Source organism: Butyricicoccus sp. OF10-2, assembly GCF_003481925.1.
Classification (GTDB): domain Bacteria; phylum Bacillota; class Clostridia; order Oscillospirales; family Butyricicoccaceae; genus Agathobaculum; species Agathobaculum butyriciproducens.
This window is the reverse complement of sequence record NZ_QUMC01000022.1, coordinates 26,468-47,891: the sequence shown is the minus strand read 5'-3', so window position 1 is coordinate 47,891 and position 21,424 is coordinate 26,468. Positions and strand designations below refer to the sequence as shown.

The 21,424-nt window shown below is 57.3% G+C and carries 22 protein-coding genes and 2 pseudogenes; 4 read left to right on the top strand and 20 right to left on the bottom strand.

The features are described 5' to 3' along the window. Positions 1-24 precede the first annotated feature (24 nt). The 11 genes and pseudogenes from acpP to DXB00_RS11610 form a co-directional block, all read right to left on the bottom strand. A complete protein-coding gene (gene acpP, locus DXB00_RS11655) occupies positions 25-249 on the bottom strand; it encodes an acyl carrier protein (protein ID WP_110435152.1) in 225 nt (74 codons plus the stop codon). 5 nt (positions 250-254) lie between these two features. Further along, positions 255-1,046: an acetyl-CoA carboxylase carboxyltransferase subunit alpha gene (locus DXB00_RS11650; RefSeq protein ID WP_117751498.1), complete on the bottom strand. Its 792-nt coding sequence runs from the start codon at positions 1,044-1,046 to the stop codon at positions 255-257. Between the two features lie 19 nt (positions 1,047-1,065). Next, a pseudogene (locus tag DXB00_RS11645) lies at positions 1,066-1,809 on the bottom strand (acetyl-CoA carboxylase carboxyltransferase subunit beta); the annotation flags it as partial. After that, positions 1,733-1,939, bottom strand: a complete 207-nt coding sequence (locus DXB00_RS16185) for a hypothetical protein (protein ID WP_147359213.1) — start codon at positions 1,937-1,939, stop codon at positions 1,733-1,735. The gene DXB00_RS16185 and the pseudogene DXB00_RS11645, both read right to left, overlap by 77 nt. A gap of 289 nt (positions 1,940-2,228) precedes the next feature. Continuing rightward, entirely contained in the window at positions 2,229-3,572 is a 1,344-nt protein-coding gene (accC, locus tag DXB00_RS11640; RefSeq protein ID WP_118728947.1) for an acetyl-CoA carboxylase biotin carboxylase subunit, read from the bottom strand. A gap of 20 nt (positions 3,573-3,592) precedes the next feature. Further along, positions 3,593-4,018: a 3-hydroxyacyl-ACP dehydratase FabZ gene (gene fabZ, locus DXB00_RS11635; RefSeq protein ID WP_181967688.1), complete on the bottom strand. Its 426-nt coding sequence runs from the start codon at positions 4,016-4,018 to the stop codon at positions 3,593-3,595. Positions 4,019-4,334: 316 nt separating this feature from the next. Next, complete coding sequence (gene accB, locus DXB00_RS11630) at positions 4,335-4,808, bottom strand: acetyl-CoA carboxylase biotin carboxyl carrier protein (protein WP_118728946.1); 474 nt, start codon at positions 4,806-4,808, stop codon at positions 4,335-4,337. A 2-nt stretch (positions 4,809-4,810) separates the two neighbouring features. Next, positions 4,811-6,039, bottom strand: a pseudogene (gene fabF, locus DXB00_RS11625) (beta-ketoacyl-ACP synthase II). Between the two features lie 225 nt (positions 6,040-6,264). Beyond that, positions 6,265-6,993: a 3-oxoacyl-[acyl-carrier-protein] reductase gene (fabG, locus tag DXB00_RS11620; protein WP_110435157.1), complete on the bottom strand. Its 729-nt coding sequence runs from the start codon at positions 6,991-6,993 to the stop codon at positions 6,265-6,267. Positions 6,994-7,056: 63 nt separating this feature from the next. Further along, a complete protein-coding gene (fabK, locus tag DXB00_RS11615) occupies positions 7,057-8,004 on the bottom strand; it encodes an enoyl-[acyl-carrier-protein] reductase FabK (RefSeq protein ID WP_118478368.1) in 948 nt (315 codons plus the stop codon). Positions 8,005-8,148: 144 nt separating this feature from the next. Then, on the bottom strand, positions 8,149-9,138 hold the full coding sequence (locus DXB00_RS11610; protein WP_227108866.1) for a beta-ketoacyl-ACP synthase III: 990 nt from the start codon (positions 9,136-9,138) through the stop codon (positions 8,149-8,151). Between the two features lie 203 nt (positions 9,139-9,341). Between DXB00_RS11610 and fabD the strand changes: the two genes are divergently transcribed. Further along, positions 9,342-10,259: an ACP S-malonyltransferase gene (gene fabD, locus DXB00_RS11605; protein ID WP_118728945.1), complete on the top strand. Its 918-nt coding sequence runs from the start codon at positions 9,342-9,344 to the stop codon at positions 10,257-10,259. Positions 10,260-10,316: 57 nt separating this feature from the next. Here the strand turns inward: fabD and DXB00_RS11600 are convergent, their stop codons facing one another. Then, on the bottom strand, positions 10,317-10,880 hold the full coding sequence (locus DXB00_RS11600) for a manganese efflux pump MntP (protein ID WP_110435160.1): 564 nt from the start codon (positions 10,878-10,880) through the stop codon (positions 10,317-10,319). 993 nt (positions 10,881-11,873) lie between these two features. On the opposite strand from DXB00_RS11600, the gene DXB00_RS11595 reads away from it, so the two are divergent. Continuing rightward, a complete protein-coding gene (locus DXB00_RS11595) occupies positions 11,874-13,244 on the top strand; it encodes a Mur ligase family protein (protein WP_118728944.1) in 1,371 nt (456 codons plus the stop codon). A 15-nt stretch (positions 13,245-13,259) separates the two neighbouring features. After that, the gene (locus tag DXB00_RS11590; RefSeq protein ID WP_118728943.1) at positions 13,260-13,994 is read left to right on the top strand and encodes a type 1 glutamine amidotransferase; all 735 of its coding nucleotides are present in this window, start codon (positions 13,260-13,262) and stop codon (positions 13,992-13,994) included. Positions 13,995-14,304: 310 nt separating this feature from the next. Here DXB00_RS11590 and DXB00_RS11580 read toward each other — a convergent pair whose 3' ends face one another. From DXB00_RS11580 to DXB00_RS11545, 8 genes are all read right to left on the bottom strand, one after another. After that, the gene (locus tag DXB00_RS11580) at positions 14,305-14,928 is read right to left on the bottom strand and encodes a precorrin-8X methylmutase (RefSeq protein ID WP_119214965.1); all 624 of its coding nucleotides are present in this window, start codon (positions 14,926-14,928) and stop codon (positions 14,305-14,307) included. 8 nt (positions 14,929-14,936) lie between these two features. After that, positions 14,937-15,461 carry a cob(I)yrinic acid a,c-diamide adenosyltransferase gene (locus tag DXB00_RS11575; protein WP_118728942.1) on the bottom strand — a complete coding sequence of 175 codons (525 nt, stop codon included), beginning with the start codon at positions 15,459-15,461 and terminating at the stop codon, positions 14,937-14,939. Then, complete coding sequence (locus tag DXB00_RS11570) at positions 15,458-16,957, bottom strand: cobyric acid synthase (protein WP_118728941.1); 1,500 nt, start codon at positions 16,955-16,957, stop codon at positions 15,458-15,460. The genes DXB00_RS11575 and DXB00_RS11570 overlap by 4 nt, the downstream gene beginning before the upstream one ends. Before the next feature lie 110 nt (positions 16,958-17,067). Further along, positions 17,068-18,126: a pyridoxal phosphate-dependent aminotransferase gene (locus tag DXB00_RS11565; protein ID WP_158578263.1), complete on the bottom strand. Its 1,059-nt coding sequence runs from the start codon at positions 18,124-18,126 to the stop codon at positions 17,068-17,070. 45 nt (positions 18,127-18,171) lie between these two features. Next, positions 18,172-19,128, bottom strand: a complete 957-nt coding sequence (cbiB, locus tag DXB00_RS11560) for an adenosylcobinamide-phosphate synthase CbiB (protein WP_118728939.1) — start codon at positions 19,126-19,128, stop codon at positions 18,172-18,174. Beyond that, positions 19,125-19,454: a bifunctional adenosylcobinamide kinase/adenosylcobinamide-phosphate guanylyltransferase gene (locus tag DXB00_RS11555; RefSeq protein WP_118728938.1), complete on the bottom strand. Its 330-nt coding sequence runs from the start codon at positions 19,452-19,454 to the stop codon at positions 19,125-19,127. Before DXB00_RS11555 ends, cbiB begins: the two co-directional genes overlap by 4 nt. Further along, the gene (locus DXB00_RS11550; RefSeq protein WP_158578262.1) at positions 19,451-20,239 is read right to left on the bottom strand and encodes an adenosylcobinamide-GDP ribazoletransferase; all 789 of its coding nucleotides are present in this window, start codon (positions 20,237-20,239) and stop codon (positions 19,451-19,453) included. The genes DXB00_RS11555 and DXB00_RS11550 overlap by 4 nt, the downstream gene beginning before the upstream one ends. Continuing rightward, positions 20,236-20,766, bottom strand: a complete 531-nt coding sequence (locus DXB00_RS11545; RefSeq protein ID WP_118728936.1) for a bifunctional adenosylcobinamide kinase/adenosylcobinamide-phosphate guanylyltransferase — start codon at positions 20,764-20,766, stop codon at positions 20,236-20,238. Before DXB00_RS11545 ends, DXB00_RS11550 begins: the two co-directional genes overlap by 4 nt. A gap of 86 nt (positions 20,767-20,852) precedes the next feature. Here DXB00_RS11545 and DXB00_RS11540 point away from each other — a divergent pair, with 86 nt between their 5' ends. Further along, positions 20,853-21,389 (top strand): YcxB family protein, encoded by a 537-nt coding sequence (locus tag DXB00_RS11540; RefSeq protein ID WP_118728935.1) that lies wholly within the window; start codon positions 20,853-20,855, stop codon positions 21,387-21,389. Positions 21,390-21,424 lie beyond the last annotated feature (35 nt).

The window sequence follows — 21,424 nt, the reverse complement described above, 5'->3', positions numbered from 1 at the left end:
CTTTTTCATGCTCAAAACGAAATCTTACTGATTTGCTTCGATGTAGTTTACGATGTCACCGATGGTGCTCATCTTAGCAGCTTCCTCGTCGGAAATCGTTACGCCGAAGTTCTCCTCGAGGTCCATCATCAGCTCTACAACGTCCAGAGAGTCTGCGTTCAGGTCTTCCTTAACCTTGGTGTCCATGGTCATGGTGGAAGCATCAGCGTCAAACTTGTCTGCCAGGATTTCACATACCTTTTCAAACATGGGATTTACACTCCTTCATTACTTTCTTGATTTATTGTTCTGAAAACTCCGACTCTGCGGAATTTTTCATACCGTTTCTGCAGCATCGTGTCGATGTCCGGCTCAGCATCCAGCTCTGCAAGCTGGTCGCGCAGCGTGCGCGCCACATTGCGGATAAGCTGTGCGGAGGATGTGCCCTCCTGAATGATGCCTTCGATCATACCGAAGCTGTACAGGTCCTGCGCGGTGATATGCAGCGTGTCCGCTGCCTCCGCCTCGCGCTTGGGGTCCTTCCAGAGAATGGACGCGCAGCCGCGCGGCGAAATAACCGAATACAGGGCGTTCTCAAGCATGAGCACACGGTCTGCCACCGCCAGCGCCAGTGCGCCGCCGGAGCCGCCCTCACCCGTCACGATAGAGATGACCGGGGTTTTCAGCTCGATAAACTCATACAAACAGCGGGCAATGGCCTCGCCCTGACCGCGTTCCTCCGCGCCTACGCCGCAGAACGCGCCGCCGGTGTCAACAAAGTTGATGACCGGGCGGTGGAATTTCTCCGCCTGATGCGCGAGACGCAGGGCCTTTCGATAGCCCTCCGGGTGCGCCATGCCGAAGTTGGCGTCCATATTCTGCTCAATGGTGCGGCCCTTGCGGTGGCCGATTACCGTCACCGGTGTGCCGTTGAAGTAGCCAACGCCGCCGAGGATGGCATGGTCGTCCGAAAAATAGCGGTCGCCGTGCAGCTCGGTGAAGTCGGTGAACAGCTCATTGATATAGTCCGTGATCATCGGACGCTTGGTATCGTGAATGATACGCATTTTTTCACTTGCGGGTTTGTTAATCACGACGCCACACCTGCCATTTCTTGGACTTGGAGCCGCAGTGCAGCTTCAAGAGTTTTTCCAGCGTTTCTCTGAGTTGATTACGCGGAACTATTTTATCACAGAAACCGTGCGATAGCAAGAACTCCGAGGACTGAAAATCGTCCGGGAGGGTCTGACCGATGGTTCCCTCGATAACACGGCGGCCGGCAAAGCCGATGGTCGTACGCGGCTCCGCGAGGATAATATCGCCCAGCATGGCGAACGACGCGGTAACGCCGCCCGTGGTCGGGTCGGTCAGCACGGTGATATACAGCAGTCCGGCGTCCGAGTGACGGCGCGCCGCCGCGGACACCTTGGCCATCTGCAGCAGCGAAAACATGCCCTCCTGCATGCGCGCACCGCCGGAGCAGGTAAACAGCACAACAGGCAGACCCTTTTCGGTCGCGTACTCAAACAGGCGGGTCAGCTTTTCGCCAACGACCGAACCCATGGACGCCATCATGAAATGGCTGTCCATGACGCCGATCGCAGTTTCCACACCGCCGATCTTACACACGCCGGTCTTGACCGCGTCCGGCATGCCGACCTTTTCAGCCAGCTCTGCCGTTTTCTCTGCGTATCCCGGGAAGTGGATCGGGTCCGCCGGTGCCAGATTGGCGTACAGCTCCTCAAAGCTGTCCTTATCCGCGATCTGACGGATGCGCGTGCGCGCGAGCAGTCGTCCGTATCGTCCGCAGTGCGGGCACACATACAGATTCTTGCCGTAGATACGCCTTCAGTTCTGCGCCGCAGCCCTTGCAGGTTACGACCTTGGCCGCTTCGTCCTCCTGCGGTTTCATTTCCATAGAGGTCTCGCGTGTTTTTTGAAACAGGTCGATCAGACCCATGCGTAACTCCCCTTTCGTTTGGAGGCAGTACCGCACGATTGGCCTTCGGCGCTTTGCGGCTGTTTTGCCCCCTGGTTTTGTTGCGTACTTTTGCAATACAGCGTACTGCTGCAAGTCCGCGCCGCACCAGTGAACAAAACATCTCGCAAATCGCTCTTGTCCAACCGTGCGGTACTGCCTCTGAAATCCTTCGGATTACAAAAACTTCGCTTTTTAAAATACGCTGATTTTGTAAGACCTTCGGATTCAACTATGCTTGTGCTAAATCTATTATACCATAATAAATGATTTAGTCAAAATCGCCGTTTGCGATGGAATTAACATTAAAGTTTGCTTCCACAAACGCCTTCGAGCACAGGATGTGCATCTGATAGTCGGTTGCGGTCACAACGCCCTCAAACAGCATCTCCGCGAGGGCACGGCGCATGCGAACGATGGCCTGCTCACGGTCGGCGCCGTAGACGATCAGCTTGCCGATCATGGAATCGTAAAACGGCGGAATCTTATATCCCTGATAAGCCGCGGAATCCACGCGCACGCCGGGACCGCCCGGCAGATGCAAGGACACCAGTGTGCCCGGACAGGGCGCAAAGTTTCTCGACGGGTCCTCCGCGTTGATGCGGCACTCGATGGCGTGACCGCGGATGGTCAGATCCTCCTGCTTAAAGGACAGCGGCTCGCCTGCCGCCACGCGAAGCTGCTCGCAGACCAGATCTACGCCGGTGACCTCCTCGGTGACCGGGTGCTCGACCTGAATGCGGGTGTTCATCTCGCAGAAGTAGAAATTGCGGTCGTTATCGACTAAAAATTCGATCGTACCCGCGTTTCGGTAGCCGACGCGCTTTGCCAACGCAACAGCCGCCGAGGTCATCTTCTCGCGCAGCTCGGGCGTAACGAAAGCCGACGGACTTTCCTCGATCAGCTTCTGGTGACGGCGCTGCACCGAGCACTCACGCTCGAACAGGTGCACCACGTTACCGTAGTTATCGCCCAGAATCTGCACCTCGATATGGCGCGGATTGTGAATATATTTTTCCATGTACAGGCGGCCGTCACCGAAGTTGGCGATAGCCTCTGCAGAGGCGCTGTCGTACGCGTCCTTGAGGTCCTTGACGCTCTCCGCCACGCGGATGCCCTTGCCGCCGCCGCCGGATGCCGCCTTGAGCATGACCGGATAGCCGATGCGCTCGGCCTCGGAGATGGCTTCGTCAAAATCGCGCAGCGGGCCGTCCGTGCCGAGCGCGACCGGAACGCCTGCGGCGATCGCGTTGCGCTTTGCCTCGGATTTGTCGCCCATCAGGCGGATAGTTGCTGCAGTCGGGCCGATAAACGCCAGACCGGCCTGCGTGATGCGCTCGGCAAAATCCGGATTCTCGGACAGGAAGCCGAAGCCCGGATGAATGGCCTGACAGCCGGAAGCCAGCGCCGCCGAAATGATATTATCCATATTCAGGTAGCTGTCCGCCGCACGGGCCGGACCGATGCAGACCGCTTCGTCCGCGATCTGCGCGTGCAGCGCTTCGCGGTCAGCCTCGGAGTAAACGGCCACCGAGATAACGCCTAAATCACGGCAGGCCTGAATAATGCGGACCGCAATCTCGCCGCGGTTCGCAATGAGTACCTTCTGAAACATTCGATTAGCTCTCTCCCGCCTCAGTCATTGATGACCATGCATTTGATCTCCGCTTCGGCGGCCTTCTCGTCCCCAACCCAGGCAATGCCTTCGGCTACTGCCATCGGGCCGCGGCGCTTGGTGAAGGTAACTTCCAGACGAAGGGTATCGCCCGGCTTTGCCATTGCGCGGAATTTCGCCTTGTCAATGCCGGTGTAGACCGCAGTCTTGCCCTTGAATTCGGGCAGAGACAGCAGCGCTACGCCGCCTGCCTGCGCGAGCGCCTCCAGACGGAACACCGCGGGCATGATCGGGTTGCCCGGAAAGTGGCCCTGGAAGAAGAACTCGTCGCCGGTCAGGTGCAACGCACCGACTACATGGTTCTCGTCCATTTCGAGGATCTCGTCCACCAGAAGCATCGGCGGACGGTGCGGAAGGATCTCCATGATCTGTTCTTTGTTCAGCATATTATAATCCCTCTCCTTACAAAATGCAAGTGAAACACGCAATACAGCACTAATTATGCGGTAAAACCGCAATGCTTTGCATTGCGCATGAAATAGAAGCGCCTTGCGCTTCGTAAAAACCCGCGACATGTGCGGCGCAGCGCGAACGGCGTCGCGCAAGGTTAGCGCTGGGTTTTTACACCCCGACTCAGCCGTCTTGGGCGCTATCCTTGTGCGACTTCTTGGTCGCACTGCGCGCGGCGACATTCGGGTATCGAAAACAGGTTTCTACGGAACCTGTTTTCGTATATAGGGCTTGTGAAGCCCCCTATAAGCGTCATTCGATTACGCAGAGCACCTGATTGTATTCAACCATATCGCCCGGCTGTGCCATAATGCGGATGATCTTGCCGTCGCACGGTGCCTTGATCTCGTTCATGATCTTCATCGCCTCGATGATGCAGAGGGTATCGCCCTCCTTCACCTGCTGACCGACCAGCACGAACGGCGGTTCGTCCGGAGACGGAGAAGAATAAAACGTGCCGACCAGCGGGCTCTTCACCTGCGTGCCTGCCGGAAGCTGCTCCTCAGCCGCTGGTGCCGCGTCTGCGCTCTCCGCTGCGGGTGCTGCCGCCGGCGCCGCTGCGGGTGCCGCCGCTGCTACCGATGCTGCAGCGATCACGGGAGCCGGTTCAGCTGCCTTGATCTTGATTTTTACGTCATCCAGTTCGAGCTCGACCTCGCCCAGCTTTTTTGCAGCCAGCGCGTCCATCAGCTCAAGCGCGATGTCTTTCAATTCTTTGATGTCCATTTTTATACCTTCTTGATCAGGATGCAGGCGTTGTGGCCGCCAAAGCCGAGCGAGTTGGAGATGGCAACATTGATCGGCATCTCAACCGCCTTGTTCGGGGTGATATCCAGATCACACTCCGGATCCGGCTCCTTGTAGCCGATGGTCGGCGGTACAATGCCCTCGCGGATTGCCATAACGCAGGCAATGGCCTCAACCGCAGCCGCGCCGCCCAGCAGATGGCCGGTCATGGACTTGGTGGAGGATACCTTCACGTTGTAAGCCTCCTCGCCAAACGCCTTCTTGATGGCAATGGTCTCATACTTTTCATTCAGCGGCGTGGAGGTGCCGTGCGCGTTGATATAGTCAACGTCAGCCGGGGTCAGACCGGCATCCTCAATGGCACCGCGGATGGCGTGTGCAGCCGCATCGCCGTCCGGAGACGGGCTGGTGATGTGGTAAGCGTCGCCGGAGGCACCGTAGCCTGCCACCTCTGCCAGAATGGTCGCGCCGCGCTGCTGTGCGTGCGTCAGGCTCTCGAGTACGAGACAGCCTGCGCCTTCGCCCATGACAAAGCCGGAACGGCGTGCGTCAAACGGGATGGAAGCCGCCGTCGGATCCTCACCCATGTGAACCGCCTCATATTCTGGAAGCCTGCCATCGAGATCGGGATAATGCCGTTCTCGGTGCCACCGCAGACAACGACATCCTGATAGCCGTGGCGGATGGCGCGCATTGCCTCACCGATCGAGTGGTTGCCGGTCGCGCACGCGGAAACCGGGCAGAAATTCTCACCCTTGAAGCCGAAGTGCATGGAGATATACGCCGCCGCGATGTTGGCGATCATCTCCGGAATAGCGAACGGCGAAACGCGGCCGGGACCCTTTTCGAGCAGCTTCGGGACCTCCTGCTCGGCAACATGCAGACCGCCTACGCCCGAGCCGAAGATAACGCCCGTGCGATAGGGATCGAAATTGCCTTCCTTGAGGCCTGCCTGCTCGACAGCCTGGATCGCTGCCGCCATTGCGTAATGCACATTTGCATCTGCGCGGCGCGCCTCACGCTTCTCCATATACTGGGTCGGGTCGAAGTCCTTGACCTCTGCACCCAGCTTTACCTTAAAATCGGATACATCAAACTTGGTGATGGGACCGATGCCGCACTTGCCGGTCTTGAGCGACTCCCAAAACGACGGCACATCGTTGCCGACCGGAGTGATGGCACCCATGCCGGTGATTACTACACGTTCCATATATTTGCTCCTTCATTCCAATATCACGCATTTATCTAATCGCAATTTTTATTCCACGCAGCAAAAAGGTATCACCGGATAATTCGGCAAGAGCAATTTGCGCAGGAATTTTGCGTTCTGATTAGGCGCGGGTTTGCAGCAATACTTTGTGTATTGCAAAATCCGGAACGACATCAGAGCGGAAAATTACCGCAAAGTGCCGCAGGCGAATTGTCCGGTGATGCCTTAATAAAGTCCGCCGTCAGCGATGATCGTCTGGCCGGAAATATAGCTTGCAGCGTCGGAGGCCAGAAAGGCAACCACGCCTGCGATTTCCTCCGGCTTGCCGAAACGGCCGAGCGCGATCTGCTTCTTGGCGTTCTCGCGGATGTCCTCGGGCACCTTGTCGCTCATCTCGGTGGCGATCCAGCCCGGAGCGACTGCGTTTACCGTAATGCCGCGCGCACCCAGCTCCTTGGCGGCGGTCTTGGTCATGCCGACCATACCCGCCTTGGCAGCGGTGTAGTTGATCTGGCCGTAGTTTCCGGTGAACGCCGAAACCGAGGTGATGTTGATAATGCGGCCCTGCTTGGCGCGCATCATCATCGCACCGCACAGGCTGAGCATGTTGAATGCGCCCTTGAGGTTGGTGCGGATAACATCATCGAACTGGTCCTCCTTCATGCGGACCATCAGACCGTCGCGGGTGATGCCCGCATTGTTGACGAGAACGAACGGTACGCCGATCTCTTCCTTAATTTCCTTGAGAGCGGTGCTGCAGGCGTCATAGTCCGCAACATCCCACTTCTTCACATAAGCGTTGACGCCGTGCGCGCGGCACTTCTCCGCCACAGCCTCAGCCTTTTCGACCGAGGACGCACAATTGATGAGGACGTCGAAGCCGTCCTGCGCCAGCTTTTCCGCGATTGCCGCGCCAATGCCGCGGGAACCGCCGGTTACGATTGCTAAGCTCATTGTTTACTCCATTCTATAGACAGGCAGGAGTGAGGAGTTTTCCTATCTCTTCACTCTCCGCTCTTATTCAAATCTCTTGTAAGCGTTCTTCAGAAGGTCCTCCGCCTGTGCGGTCATGCCCTTGAGGATCTCCTCGCACGGATGCAGCTCCTTGAGCATACCCGCAATCTGACCGGACATAAAGGTGCCCTCCTCATAGTTGCCGTCCTGCACGGCCTTGCGCAGCGAACCGGCGGTTGCCTTCTCAAGCTCCTCAAGAGAGGCATCGGTGTTCTGCTTCTCGAGCTCGAGGCACTTGCGCGCCATCGGGGTCTTGAGCGAACGCACCGGATGACCGGACGGACGACCGGTAACAACGGTCGAAATGTCGGTAGCCTTGAGGACGAGTTCCTTATACTTTTCCGAGATCTGACACTCCGGTGTTGCAAGGAAGATCGTGCCGCACTGTACGCCTTCGGCGCCGAGCATCATGGCAGCTGCCATGCCGCGGCCGTCCGCAATGCCGCCTGCGGCGATGACCGGAATGCTCAGTGCGTCTACGACCTGCGGAACGAGCGGCATGGTGGTCAGCTCACCGATGTGGCCGCCGCCTTCCATACCCTCTGCGATAACCGCATCTGCACCTGCGCGCTCCATGCGCTTTGCCAGTGCAACCGAAGCAACGACCGGCATAACCTTAATGCCTGCGTTCTTCCAGTCCGCGATATACTTGCCCGGATTGCCTGCGCCGGTGGTCAGCACTTCGATCTTCTCGTCGATAGCCAGCTGCGCCAGATCATCCGCATTCGGGGAGAGCAGCATGATGTTCATACCGAGCGGCTTGTCCGTGATGGCACGCGCCTTATGGATCTCCTCACGGATGTAATCCACCGGAGCCGCGCCGCCCGCGATAATGCCCAGACCGCCTGCCTTGGAAACCGCAGCAGCCAGATGGTGCTCCGCGATCCACGCCATAGCGCCCTGCACGATCGGGTATTCGATACCGAGAAGTTCTGTGATCTTGGTTTTCATAGGTCATTCTCCCCTTTTATACAGGTAATTTCTTGTAATTCTAAATCTATCAAGTTATTATAGCATATTTTTCACGAAATGTAACCAAATGTTATTGCGCTGAATATCTGGTATCGTACATTTCTGTTGAATATTGTACTGTAATTACAATTTCAGCACAAAAGCGCCATAAGTAAGTCCTCCGCCGAAGCCGGTGCAGACAATGGTCTGACCCTCGTGCAGCAGGCCGTTCTTACGCATTTCGTTCAGGCAGATCGGCACGCTTGCCGACGAGGTATTGCCGAAACGGTCCATATTGACGTAGATCTTCTCCTTCGGCAGATGGTATCTGCGTGCAATAACATCCAGAATACGCAGATTCGCTTGATGCGGTACCACCCAGTCGATTTCCTCTGCGGTGACGCCCGCCCGCTTGAGTGCGGTGTCGATCGCAAGCGGTACGGCTCTTGCGGTGAAGCGCACGACCGGTGCACCCTGCATTTTCAGGAAACGCGCCTTCGGGTCCACCGTGCGGTCACCGGAAAGCGGATCCTCGACCGGCAGGGCTTCCATGTGCAGGTACTCTGCGCCCGAACCGTCTGCCGCGGTGAAAGTGGACAGAATGCCGACCGTTTCGTCCTCAGTCGCCTGATAAACGGCCGCAGCGGCACCGTCGCCGAACAGAATGCAGGTCGAGCGGTCGGTGTAGTCCACGATGCGCGAAAGCGTTTCCGCCGATACAACCAGCACGGTCTTTGCCTTGCCGGATTTAATGTAGCTGTCCGCAATGTCGGTCGCGGAGACAAAGCCGGTGCAGGCATTGTTGATATCGAACGCGCCGACCTGACGCGCACCCAGCTTGTCCTGCAGGATAGACGCCGTATTCGGCGTGTTGGTATCCGGCGAGCAGGTGCTGACGAGAATGAGGTCCAGCTCCTCTGCGGTGATGCCTGCGTCCGCGAGTGCGTCCTGTGCGGCACCGAGCGCCAGCTCCCATGTATGTGTATTCTTTGCGATGCGGCGCTCGCGCACACCGGTGCGCTGCACGATCCACTCATCGTTGGTATCGACCATTTTTTCCAGCATGGCGTTGGTCAGGACAAAATCCGGTATGCACGCGCCCGTGCCGATCAGTTTACTGTTGATGATTTCCACGCTCCTAAAAAGTCCAAATCGCTCTCCCAAAAAGCGTGGAAAAGCGACAATAGTTAGATTGACAAAGTATTCTCCGACTATTATAATAAAAGCACAGTAAATTGTCAAGACAGACCGTTATTATTTAGCAACACTTTGTGCGAAAAATATCTATTAAAATACGGTGCTGTCAGCGTTTGATTATTATTTTGGAGGAACGAAACGTGAACTACGGTTTTGCATTTTTCCCGGGTCAGGGCGCACAGGCCCCCGGCATGGGCAAGGATCTTTATGAGAACTCGCAGGCTGCCAAGCTGGTTTTTGAGGAAGCAAGCGAAGGCGCCGGTCTGGATGTAGCCAAGCTGTGCTTTGAGAGCGACAAGGCAACGCTCTCCCGCACGGAGAACAGCCAGATCGCAATTTTCACCCATTCCATGGCAGCCTGGGCTGCACTGAAGGAAGCAGGCGTGGAATTCAAGGCAGCGGCAGGCTTCTCGCTCGGTGAATACACCGCACTGGCGGCTGCAGGCGTTGTTTCCCTCGCAGACGGCGTAAAGATCGTTTCCATGCGCGGCAAGCTGATGCAGCAGGCAGCGGACTCGATCGACGGCGGCATGGCGGCTATCCTCGGTCTGGAGGACAGCGTAATTGAAGAAGCCTGCGCGAAGGTGACCTCCGGCGTGGTCCGTCCGGTAAACTATAACTGCCCGGGTCAGCTGGTTATCGCAGGTGAAAAGGCGGCTCTCGCAGAGGCGATCGAAAACTGCAAGGCTGCAGGCGCACGCCGTGCGCTCCCGCTTGCGGTATCCGGTGCATTCCACACCCCGCTGATGGCAAAGGCTGCCGCAGAGCTGCGCGCTTACGTTGCGGACTTTACCTTCTCCGCACCGAAGATGGATATTTACTCCAACCTCGACGGCAAGGTTTACGACTGCTCCGACCTGCCGGCACACCTCGAGCAGCACATGATCTCTCCGGTTCGCTGGACGCAGCTGGTGAAGAACGGCATGGCTGCCGGTCTGACCTCGGCGTGCGAGATCGGTCCGGGCAAGACGCTGACCGGCTTTGCGGGCAAGATCAGCAAGGAGCTGACCTGCAAGACCGTGCAGGATATTGCGGGCGTGCAGGCTGCAGCCGAATGATTTTCGACCGAAAACGCATAGAGACAGTAAAAAGGCACCTCATTGAGGTGCCTTTTGTTATCCCAGAAAACCCAAATGCTCCAGCAGGATTTTGAGACCCATCAGGATCAGTACGATACCGCCGAACAGCTCTGCGCGGGACTTGTACTTTGTGCCGAACACATGGCCGATCTTCACGCCGATGCACGACAGCACAAACGTGGTTGCACCGATGAACGACACCGCCGGAACGATATCGACCTGCAGGAACGCAAACGTCACACCGACCGCAAGCGCATCAATGCTCGTGGCAACCGCAAGCGGCAGCATGGTCATAAAGCGGAACGAATCGCTGACGCTTTCGTCATCGTGCTCGCGCGACTCGCGCACCATGTTTGCGCCAATAAGCCCCAGCAGCACAAAGGCGATCCAGTGATCAATGCTCGTGATGAGCGACTGAAAGCGCACGCCGAGTGCAAAGCCGATGAGCGGCATCAAAAGCTGAAAGCCGCCGAAATACAGTCCGCAGATGACCGCGTGCTTAGCCTTGAGCGTGCGCACGCTCAGTCCCTTGCAGACAGACACCGCGAACGCATCCATCGACAGACCGACTGCGATTAAAAATAACTCCAATAAACCCATTTTCTTGTCCTCCTCAGTCGTTTATCCGGCGGAAAACAGGCACAAAAAAAGACCCATCTGCCGCGTAGAACAGATAAGTCTCGTCATTTCATGCAAAACCAGAGGAGCGTCCTCCCCAGTATGTTGGCTCTGCCGCGCGGCGGAACGCTCCGCGCCGACTACTCCCTTATTGCGATTTATCTTAGCATATGCGCAGCCGAAAGTCAATATGCGGGCAAAATTGTTGCCCTATGCAAACCGAAAAGCCGATACGGAAACGGCGGCACAGGCTGTCCGGTGTGCCCGAACCGCGCAGGCGGTTCGCCCTGTCCGGGCGGGGAGCTTTGCCGTGAACCACAGCGGGGATTGCCGCTACGCGCGGCAGGCGCACAAGAGGGTAGACAACCTGCGGTTTTCCACCCTCTTGTGAATCTCCCCTTTTCCCTACTACCTTGGGTGCAGATGGTAGACTGCGTAAGCAGGAAAAGGACGCGGCAGTCGGGTTACCTCAGCGTGTCTTTCTCCGCCTTTTCGCAGTTCACAGACAGATTACTGCTACACATACCGGCTACTTTCCGCAGGCGCGGCATACCCGTGCCGCGCAACTCGTAAGTCTGGAGTTTGCGGACAGCACCTACGGATTAGGCGTTCGGTGCAATTTATCCTCGCAGGCCCTGTCCATCATAACGCGCTAACGAATTGCGCGGCACGGATATGCCGCGCCTGCGTGGAGTAAACCGCCTGTGTAGCAGTAACATAGCCGAAATGCGAATATGCGGATACCGCGCGGAAGAAAAAATCCTCTGCCGTTCCCCTATTTCGCAGCGGTCACATGTAGGCAATCTGCGCCAGACCCTCCAAGGGAAAGGGGGGATTCACAAGAGGGTGGAAACCGCAGGTGTCTACCCTCTTGTGCCCCCGCCGGGTAGGCGCATTTTCCGACGTTTTCCCTTGTGCAATGCCGCAAAATGCGCTATACTTATTTTATATGACTTGAAAAAAGAGGTTACAGCAATGAAACTCCAAACCAGACTGGCGGTGCTGGTGTGCAAGGCATCGGGCGCTGTTCTGCGCAAGCTGGGACGCGGCGGCACCAACCTGCCGGGCAAGCTGGCACTGAAAATTGATAAAAATATTCTGGGTGAGCTGTCGCGCGGCGTAAAGGTCACGGTCGTGACCGGCACGAACGGCAAGACCACCACCTCCCGCATGATCGAGCAGGCGTTTGCCGATGCGGGACTCAAATATTTCTCCAACAAGTCGGGCGCGAACCTGCTGACCGGCATCATCGCGGTATTCGCGCAGCACGCCACCCTGTCCGGCAAATGCCCGTACACGCACGCGCTCATCGAATGCGACGAGGCGGCCTTCCGCAAAACGAGTGAATACCTGCCAGTCGAATGTCTGGTCGTCAACAACATTTTCCGCGACCAGCTTGACCGCTACGGCGAAATTACGCACACGCTCAACGCCATCCGCGAGGGTATCACGCACGTTCCGGATGCAACACTCTGCCTGAACGCGGACTGTTCGCTCACCGCTTCCCTTGCGGGCAGCGTGCCGAACAAGATCGTCTGGTTCGGCGTGAATGTCCCGATCTACAAGGAGACCGCGCACGAGCTGTCCGACGCGCCGTACTGCATCCACTGCAAGACCGAATATGAGTACGATTACATCACCTACGGTCATCTCGGCGGCTTCCGCTGCCCGAAGTGCGGCTACCACCGCCAGACACCGCAGGTCGCTGTCACCAAGGTACTCGCCACCGGCGCGGACTCGTCCGACATCGTACTGGACATCTTCGGTCACGAGCACGAGGTACACGTCAACCTGCCGGGCGGCTACAACATCTACAACGCCGCCGCAGAGGCCGCTGTCGCGCATGTTGTCGGCATTGAGGAGCAGACCGCGGTCAGCGCGCTTTCTCAGTTTGAGTGCGGCTTCGGCCGTGCCGAGCAGTTCAAACTCGGTCAGGCACAGGCGCGCATGATGCTGGTCAAGAATCCTGCCGGCTTCAATCAGGTCATCAACCTGATCGCGCACGATGAGGGCAATTACAAGCTGGCATTCCTGCTCAACGACCGCTTCGCGGACGGCACGGACATCAGCTGGATCTGGGATGTTGATTTTGAGGCGCTCGCTGACCAGCAGGTGCGCTTTACGCGCGTACTGGTTTCCGGCGTGCGTGCGGATGATATGGCGCTGCGTCTCAAGTACGCAGGCTTTGCACCCGAGCGTATCGAGGTTATCCGCGAGTACGACAAGCTGCTGACCGAGATCGGCTCGGATGAGACACCGGCATTCCTTATGCCGACATACACCGCCATGTTCGACCTGCGCGGTGAGATCAGCAAACACACAGACGTCAAGGCGTTCTACGAATAAGGGGGGGCAACTGCAATGGAACTGAATATCTGCCATCTTTACCCCGACATTCTCAATCTGTACGGTGACCGGGGCAACATTATCACGATGAAGCGCCGTCTGGAGAGCCGCGGCATCAGCGTCAATGTGGACGAGTGCTCAATCGGTCAGCCGCTCGATGTGAATAAGTACGACATTTTCTTCATCGGCGGCGGACAGGACTTCGAGCAGGAGGTGCTGCTGCGCGACCTCGCCTCCGGCAAGGGCAAGGACATCCGCACCGCTGTTGAGGAGGAGAAGGTGTTCCTCGCCATCTGCGGCGGCTACCAGATGCTCGGCCAGTATTACAAAACGTGGGACGGCGTGCAGCTCGACTTCATCGGCGCGATCAACGTGCACACCATCGGCGCGAAAGAGCGCATGATCGGCAACTACATGTACCGCACAACGCCCGAGAGCAGCGGCTCCATCGTGGTCGGCTTTGAGAATCACTCGGGCAAAACCTATCTCGGTGAGGATGTCGCGCCGCTCGGCATGATGATAAAGGGCTACGGCAACAACGGCGAGGACCAGACCGAGGGCGCACGCTACAACAACGTGTTCGCCACCTACTCGCACGGCTCGCTGCTGCCGAAGAATCCCGTGCTGTGCGACTTTATCCTGCAGACCGCGCTCGACCGCCGCTACGGCAAGACCGAGCCGCTCGTGCCGCTCAACGATACTCTCGAGCTGAACGCGCACAATTATATGGAGCAGCGATTGAGCAAGTAATTAGGAATTTGGAATGAGTAATTCGTAATTGACGCGGTGACGGAGATTTCCTGCACCGGCTTTGCGGGGTGCCCGAACCGCGTGAGCGGTTTGCAATTTCCGGGCGAGGACATTGCGGCGTCCGCCGCGGGGACAAAGAGGAAGATTCACAAAAAGGAGGAAACCGTTGGTTCCTCCTTTTTGTGCGCCTGCGGCAATACTCTCCGCCCGGAAAGAGCGTACCGCTGCGCGGTTCATGTGCACCGGAAAGCGAGTGCAGAGAAAAACCGCCGCCGGTCAGCCAACCCATTACGCAATTCCTAATTCCTGCTTAAAATCCTTCTCGATGTACCATCTGATAGAGCAGCGCATTGACAATGGACGCGGCTACATTCGAGCCGCCCTTGCGGCCCCGCGCGATGATATACGGCGTGTTCCCGCCGATGAACAGCTCCTTCGCCTCGACCACGTTGACAAATCCGACCGGCACGCCGATGACGAGCGCAGGCGCGACAATGCCTTCCTCAATCAACTCATGCAGACGGATAAGCGCAGTCGGCGCATTGCCGATGGCGAAGATGAGCGGGCCTTCCAATTTGGCGGCGTGCTCCATCGAAACGACCGCCCGCGTGACACCGCGAGCCTTGGCCTCGCTCGCCACCTGCTCGTCCGCCATCAGGCAGACCGCCTTTCCGCCGAGCTTTGCCAGCGTCGCCTTGCTCACCCCGGAGAGCGCCATATTGGTATCGGTAACCACCGTCGCCCCTGCCGCAAGCGCAGCTTTTGCCCTGCCTATCACGTCCGGCGAAAACGCGAGGCTGTCCGCGTAGTCAAAATCCGCCGTGGTGTGAATGACGCGCTTGACCACCTCGGCGATGCCTGCCGGAAACGTGCGCTCACCCAGCTCGGCGGTGATGATTTCAAACGACCGCTTTTCAATGTCCTGCGGCTTCATGTATCCGTTCAAAATTCGATTCCCTCCCGCGCAGCGATGCCCTTCTCAAACGGGTGCCGCTGCATTTTCATTTCTGTAATGTAGTCCGCGTGTGCCTGCAGCACTTCGGACGGACCCCGTCCAGTCAGTACGACCTCGAGCGTTTCCGGCTTGGTCTCAAGGAATTTTACGACCGTTTTCTCATCCAGAAAGCCGCACGAGATTGCCGCGCAGACCTCATCCAGCACGAGCAGCCGCGCGTGCTCCCGCACGGCAAAGCCGGTTGCCGCATCGAAGGTGCGGGTGAGCGCGTCCGCTGTCTCCCGCTTCTCCGCATCCGTCATGCGGAAGGAGAACTTGCCGACCGGATTTGCCGCCATAACGGTCACTTCGGGCAATTTCGCCAGCACACGGCACTCCCCCGAAGTCCCATCCTTGAGAAACTGCGCGAACACGACCTTGTTTCCGCGTCCCGCGCAGCGCACCGCCAGACCAACCGACGCCGTAGTCTTGCCCTTGCCGTCGCCGCAGTAAATATGAATGAGTCCCGTCATGCTTTTCCCTCCATTATACGATAAATTCGTTCCATATCGAGCGATTTTCGCACCGAATCCGCCAGTTTGTCGTACTGCTGCTCCTTGTAGGCGTGTGTGTCGAGCGCTTCACCGGTGAGCGTCACGCCCTTCTTTTGCGCCAGTGCCTGCGCCGTCCGCAGCGCCGCCTCCGGCGCATCGAACACGCCGTGCAGATAAGTGCCGAAGGCGTTTTCTGTCTGACAGCCGTCCTCGATTTCGCCTTCCCTGCGAAGCAATCGAACGAGCGGCTTTGCACTCGCGTCGCGCACGGTTTCGCCCATGTGAATCTCGTAGCCCTCGACCGCCAGACCGCTCAGATCGGACAGCACGCCGTCAATCTCTAGCAGCGTGCCGCGCGTCTGCGTCGTGGTCTTGCTCGGGCGGAACACCGTGTCGATCGGCAGCAGCTTCATGCCGCGCAGACTGCCGCCGCCCTCGGTGTTGTCCGGGTCGGAGACCGTGCGTCCCATCATCTGGTAGCCGCCGCAGATACCGAAAACCGGTGTGCCTGCCGCGTGCGCCTTGAGAATCTGCGCCTCCATGCCGCTCTCGCGCAGCCAGCGCAGGTCTGCCAGCGTGGACTTGGTGCCCGGCAGGATAATCAGGTCGGCTCCGGCAAGCTGTGCCGGTTTGTCCGCGTACGCGACGCTCACGCCGGATACACGCGAAAGTGCGGAAAAATCCGTGAAATTGGACAGTCTCGGCAGCTTTACCACCGCAATGTTCACCAGTGCGGGAGCAGCCTTTGCGTCCAGACGCTCGGACAGGCTGTCCTCATCGTCGATGTCAAAATGACCGTACGGCACCACGCCGATGACCGGCTTGCCGGTCAAATCCTCGAGCTGCGTCAGACCCGGCCGCAGAATCTCCACGTCACCGCGGAATTTGTTAATGATGAGACCGTGAATGCGCGCCTGCTCGTCCTCCTCGAGCAGCTTGACCGTACCGTACAGCGACGCGAACACGCCGCCGCGGTCGATGTCGCCGACCAGCAGAACGGGCGCATTCACCAGCTTCGCCAGACCCATATTGACAATATCATCCTGCTTGAGATTGATCTCCGCCGGACTGCCCGCCCCCTCGATCACGATAATGTCATTCTCGGCGGCAAGGCTGTCAAATGCGTCCTTGATAATGGGCAAAAGCGCCTTTTTGTGCCCCCAATATTCGCGCGCGGTGCGGTTTCCCTGCGCCTCGCCCATGATGATGACCTGCGAGCCAACATCGCTTGTCGGCTTGAGCAAAATCGGGTTCATACGCACATCGGGCGCGATGCCTGCCGCCTCGGCCTGCACGACCTGCGCGCGGCCCATCTCCCTGCCGTCCGCCGTGATGAACGAATTGAGCGCCATGTTCTGTGACTTGAACGGCGCAACGCGGTAGCCATCCTGCCGGAAAATCCGGCACAGAGCCGCGCAGAGAAGGCTTTTGCCTGCATTCGAGCACGTTCCCTGTATCATGATAATTTTTGCCATTTGCAAACCTCCCGCATAATGGAAAATCGAAAATGGAGAATGGAAAATGTCACTGCCCTTGCGCCCGCGGCGCTGTCAAATCCGCGCAAAGTGCGTACCTTCGTTCTCCATTATCCATTTTCAATTATCAATTTGATTGCGTTTAGCAAGCACTTGCTTGCTTCTCTCGTTTTTACGGCAACGCGATAGTATCCCGCCGAAAGTCCGCGATAATTATCGCAGTTTCGTATCATTATGCCGTGTTCAGCGAGTTTCTTGTGCAATCCGGTATCGTTGGAGCGGAACAGCAGGAAGTTGGCCTCGCCCGGAAAGACGGTCAGTCCGCAGGCGGCAAGTCCGTTGGATAAAAACCTGCGTTCCTCGGCAATGCGTTTGGCGGTTTCAGCGGCCCAGTCCGGCTCGTTTGCCGCCGCGACGGCGCACGCCTGCGCGATGACCGACACGTTCCACGGCTGTCCGGCATGGTATAATTTCTCAATCAGCGCCGCATCCGCCGTCATGCACCAGCCGAAGCGCACACCGGGCACGGCGTACATTTTCGTGTACGCGCGCAGGATGATCAGGCCGGGATCGGATTCCAGCAGGTCTTTCAGTGTGTGCTGCGCGGCGTTCTCCAGAAAGTCATTGAAACACTCATCCATAACCGGTTTTACGCCGTTTTCTGTACATTTTCGGACGATTTCCCGCAGGAGCTCCGGTTGGGCGGTTCGCCCGGTCGGATTGTTCGGATTGCAGAGATAAACCGCATCCAAATCCGGTGAAATCTCGTCTAAAATACGTTCTGTGAGCGCAAAACCGTCCGTTTCCCGCAGATTATGCACCCGAATCTCCGCACCTGAGAGCGTGCGCTCGTACTCCGCGAAGGTCGGTGCGGTGAGCAGCACCTTGCGCGGTTTCAGCACCGCCGCAAGACGGTCAAGCACATCCGCCGCACCGTTGCCGCAGTACAGAAAATCCGGATTGACGCCTTCTCTCGCACCAATCGCCTGCCGCGCGGCGCGGCAAAACGGGTCGGGATACTGCGTGCAGTTATCCACAGCCCTGTGCATGGCCGCGCGTACTGCGTCCGGTATGCCGAACGGATTGATGTTCGCGGACAGGTCGAGCGGCGCGAAGCCGTGGCGGTCGATGTAGGTTTGGATATCGCCGCCGTGGACATAGGTTGGCAATGTTGTCACCCTTTCAAATACGAATTTTCTCTCTCGCACAGCGTCCTAACTTTTTACGATCAGGCGGATTGCACAGCACAGCACCAGTGCAAACACGCTTGCCGCCGTCATCAGATCGACCGTTGCGAGAATATCCGTGCGGTCTACGCGGCGGATCGGATCACCGAAGGCGGCCTTTTTAACGACTTTGCCGAAGTAGCTGGCATCGCCGCCGAGCTGGATGTGCAGTGCGCCCGCGCACGCGGACTCGGTCTGACCGGCGTTCGGACTTTTGTGCTTATTGCGGTCTCGGCGGTAAATCCGCAGCGCATTTCGGTTATCGAGATGCAGCATTCCGGCACCGGCGATCATGCACAGTGCGGACAGTCTGGCAGGAATAAAGTTGAATAAATCGTCCATTTTTGCCGAAAACTTGCCGAAATACTCGTATTTATCGTTATGATAGCCGACCATGGAATCCAGCGTGTTGACCGCCTTGTACAGCATGCCGAGCGGCGCTCCACCGATGAGCATGAACACGAGCGGCGAGACCACACCGTCCGTCAGGTTTTCAGCCACGGTCTCGACAGCGGCCTTGATAACGCCCTCCTCGGACAGCTCTGCGGTGTCGCGGCCGACGTACCACGCGATGGCCTTGCGCCCCTCCTCGAGCGACTGCTTGACCGCGCCGTAGACATGATAACCGGCGTCCGCAAGGCTTTTTCGTGCGAAAATCATCCAGCAGAGCAGCGTTTCAGCGGCAAAACCGAGCCAGAAGTTCACATGATACAGCCAGCGCAAAAGGAAAAACGGCACGGCAAAGCTCACGCCGCAGGTGATGATCCAGAGTAAAATTCCGGCGAATGTCAGTGACGCAGGTGTTGCGGGAAAGATGCGGCGCAGAACTTTTTCGGTTCCTGAGATGAGTTTTCCCACCGCACATACCGGATGCGGCAATTTTTTCGGGTCTCCGAGCAGCCAGTCGAGCGCGAAGCCGAGCAGTACGGCAAAGGTTATCGTCATGGTTGTTCTCCTTTGATAAATTGCGGCACGCCTGCGATCACGCGCACGACTGCGTCCGCTTTCTGTGCCAAAGCACAGCACAGACGACCAACCGCTTCACGCCAGTTTTCGTCCGCACGGTCGATGGGAACGATGCCGCAGCCGATCTCATCGCAGGTGATAACGTGTCCGCACAGCGTATCTGCGAGCGACAGCGGGTCTTTGTCTTCCTTCAGCATTTTCCGCACGATTTCGTGCAGATTTTCAATCCTCGGCAGGTCTGCATACAGGTTTTCGGCAACTTTTCGTTTCCCCTGATATGCGCCGCCAATGATGAGCACGGTCATAAAATCAGCCCTCCAATCGCTGCTGCCGCAAGCGTGATCAGTTCCGACAGCGAGATGCAGAATCCCGCCAGGTCTCCGGTGACACCGCCGAACACACGACGGCTTATGTGCTCATGCACAGCATACCACACAACGAGCACAATAACGAGCACTTTCGCCGCAGCAAGCGCGTGCGGCACGCGGTATATCCACAATCCGAGAAGTACCGCAAACAGAACAAATTCAGCAACTAACATGCGCGATACCGCGCGTTTATCGCTGTTTTCCGCAAAGATATGTGCAAGTCCGCTGTCTTTTGCACACGGTGATGCAACTACCTTGCGGCCACCCATCGTCCGTGCAAAAGCGAATCCTGTGCACGCCAGCGGCAAAAGCACAGGCCGGTCGTAGATCTGCGCGAAGCAGCCGACCTCCGCCAACAGGAACGCCATCAGCCACAGCGGCCCGAACGCGCCGACGTGCGGGTCTTTGAGGATGGCGAGACGCTTTTCGCGATCGCCGAACGAGCACAGCGCATCGGAAGTGTCGCACAGACCGTCGAGGTGGATGCCGCCCGATACTGCCAGCGGGATAATCGCCGCGATCACAGCATAAAACAAGCCCGCCGCGCCGAAATGCATACAAAACGCGAACCAAATCCACTCCAAACCGCCGATCAGCACACCGATGAGCGGCAGGAAGCCCAGCGCCCAGCGCATGGTCTGTTTTTCCCAGTTCACCTGTGGAACAGGTATCGCAGAGTACATTGAGAACGCGACTAAAAGTCCGCTGATTACACTTTTCACGGCTGTTTTCCCTCCTTTACCGGCAGCAAAATCCCGCATACCGATTCATATACCGCGTCTGCTTTCCCAGTTAATTTCTGGTGCAGTTCTCCTAAAATCCGGATATACTGCATGGTCTCCGGCGGGTACGGCACGCCGTCCGCGAAGATTTCGTTGGAAACGATAACCAGCGTTTCACAGTATTTTTGCAGATTATCCACGCCTGCAACAATGCTGTCGAACGCCGATCCTGCGCCTGCGCCTTCCGGCGCAAACAGCTCGTTTGCCAGCAGATTGCCCAAATCCTCGAGCAAAATTCCGTCGTATTGCTGAGAGAGCTTGAGATTCGCTAAATCAAGTGTTCTCTCCACCGTAGCGAACCCTTTTCCCGCACGAAGCGCCCGATGCCGCGCAATCCGCGCCTCTGCGGACTTGCCGAACGGCTGCATGGTCGCCAGATATAATCGGCTCTGTGCTTTTTCACACACCAGCCGTTCCGCGTGCGCCGACTTGCCCGAAGCCGCTCCGCCGGTCACTAAAATCAGCATTTTCGCTCCCCTTTCTTAATTAGACTTGCAATCCGCTCTGATTTTCGATACAATAACTTTATCCGAGTAAGTTGAGGTAAGGAAAAATGGAGCTGCATTACGATATCACCAAACAGGATTTTATTGATTTTAATTTGAATTATTACAACAATAATGCGATTGTTCAACGCAGCATTCGCACCATGAGAATCGCCACCGCGGCTATTGTCATTCTCGGCGGCAGTGCGCTCATGTACTGGCTGCATACGCTCACGCCGGTTTCCATCGCGGTTTACGTTGCGCTCGCTGCCGTCTGCTTCTGGGGCACACCGCGCTATATGCGTCATAAAATGATCAAAAATATCGAGAAAATCCTCAAGAACGCAAAGAACAAGCAGCTTTGCGGACCGAAAACGCTCACGCTGCGTGAAAGCGAATTCGAGCTGTCCGGCGAGAACGAAGATACCGTTTACCAGTATTCGGCCGTTCAGCGCACCGCAACCGATGACAAGCATTATTATATTTTTGTTGATGAATTCTCCGCGGTCATCGTGCCGTTCTCAGCGTTTGAAAACGATGCGCAGAAGCAGGAGTTCTACAACAAAATCACCGCAAATATCGCGGATGAAGCTCTGAAATGCTAAGAATTTGAACCGTAAAGCACCGAGTTAACGCTCGG

Bases quoted from the DNA above. Each gene is read 5' to 3' on its own strand.
- acpP (WP_110435152.1), bottom strand. From the start codon at position 249: ATGTTTGAAAAGGTATGTGAAATCCTGGCAGACAAGTTTGACGCTGAT.
- DXB00_RS11650 (WP_117751498.1), bottom strand. From the start codon at position 1,046: ATGCGTATCATTCACGATACCAAGCGTCCGATGATCACGGACTATATC.
- DXB00_RS16185 (WP_147359213.1), bottom strand. From the start codon at position 1,939: ATGGGTCTGATCGACCTGTTTCAAAAAACACGCGAGACCTCTATGGAA.
- accC (WP_118728947.1), bottom strand. From the start codon at position 3,572: ATGTTTCAGAAGGTACTCATTGCGAACCGCGGCGAGATTGCGGTCCGC.
- fabZ (WP_181967688.1), bottom strand. From the start codon at position 4,018: ATGCTGAACAAAGAACAGATCATGGAGATCCTTCCGCACCGTCCGCCG.
- accB (WP_118728946.1), bottom strand. From the start codon at position 4,808: ATGGACATCAAAGAATTGAAAGACATCGCGCTTGAGCTGATGGACGCG.
- fabG (WP_110435157.1), bottom strand. From the start codon at position 6,993: ATGAGCTTAGCAATCGTAACCGGCGGTTCCCGCGGCATTGGCGCGGCA.
- fabK (WP_118478368.1), bottom strand. From the start codon at position 8,004: ATGAAAACCAAGATCACAGAACTTCTCGGTATCGAATACCCGATCGTG.
- DXB00_RS11600 (WP_110435160.1), bottom strand. From the start codon at position 10,880: ATGGGTTTATTGGAGTTATTTTTAATCGCAGTCGGTCTGTCGATGGAT.
- DXB00_RS11595 (WP_118728944.1), top strand. From the start codon at position 11,874: ATGAAACTCCAAACCAGACTGGCGGTGCTGGTGTGCAAGGCATCGGGC.
- DXB00_RS11590 (WP_118728943.1), top strand. From the start codon at position 13,260: ATGGAACTGAATATCTGCCATCTTTACCCCGACATTCTCAATCTGTAC.
- DXB00_RS11580 (WP_119214965.1), bottom strand. From the start codon at position 14,928: ATGAAGCCGCAGGACATTGAAAAGCGGTCGTTTGAAATCATCACCGCC.
- DXB00_RS11575 (WP_118728942.1), bottom strand. From the start codon at position 15,461: ATGACGGGACTCATTCATATTTACTGCGGCGACGGCAAGGGCAAGACT.
- DXB00_RS11570 (WP_118728941.1), bottom strand. From the start codon at position 16,957: ATGGCAAAAATTATCATGATACAGGGAACGTGCTCGAATGCAGGCAAA.
- cbiB (WP_118728939.1), bottom strand. From the start codon at position 19,128: ATGACGATAACCTTTGCCGTACTGCTCGGCTTCGCGCTCGACTGGCTG.
- DXB00_RS11555 (WP_118728938.1), bottom strand. From the start codon at position 19,454: ATGACCGTGCTCATCATTGGCGGCGCATATCAGGGGAAACGAAAAGTT.
- DXB00_RS11545 (WP_118728936.1), bottom strand. From the start codon at position 20,766: ATGCTGATTTTAGTGACCGGCGGAGCGGCTTCGGGCAAGTCGGCGCAC.
- DXB00_RS11540 (WP_118728935.1), top strand. From the start codon at position 20,853: ATGGAGCTGCATTACGATATCACCAAACAGGATTTTATTGATTTTAAT.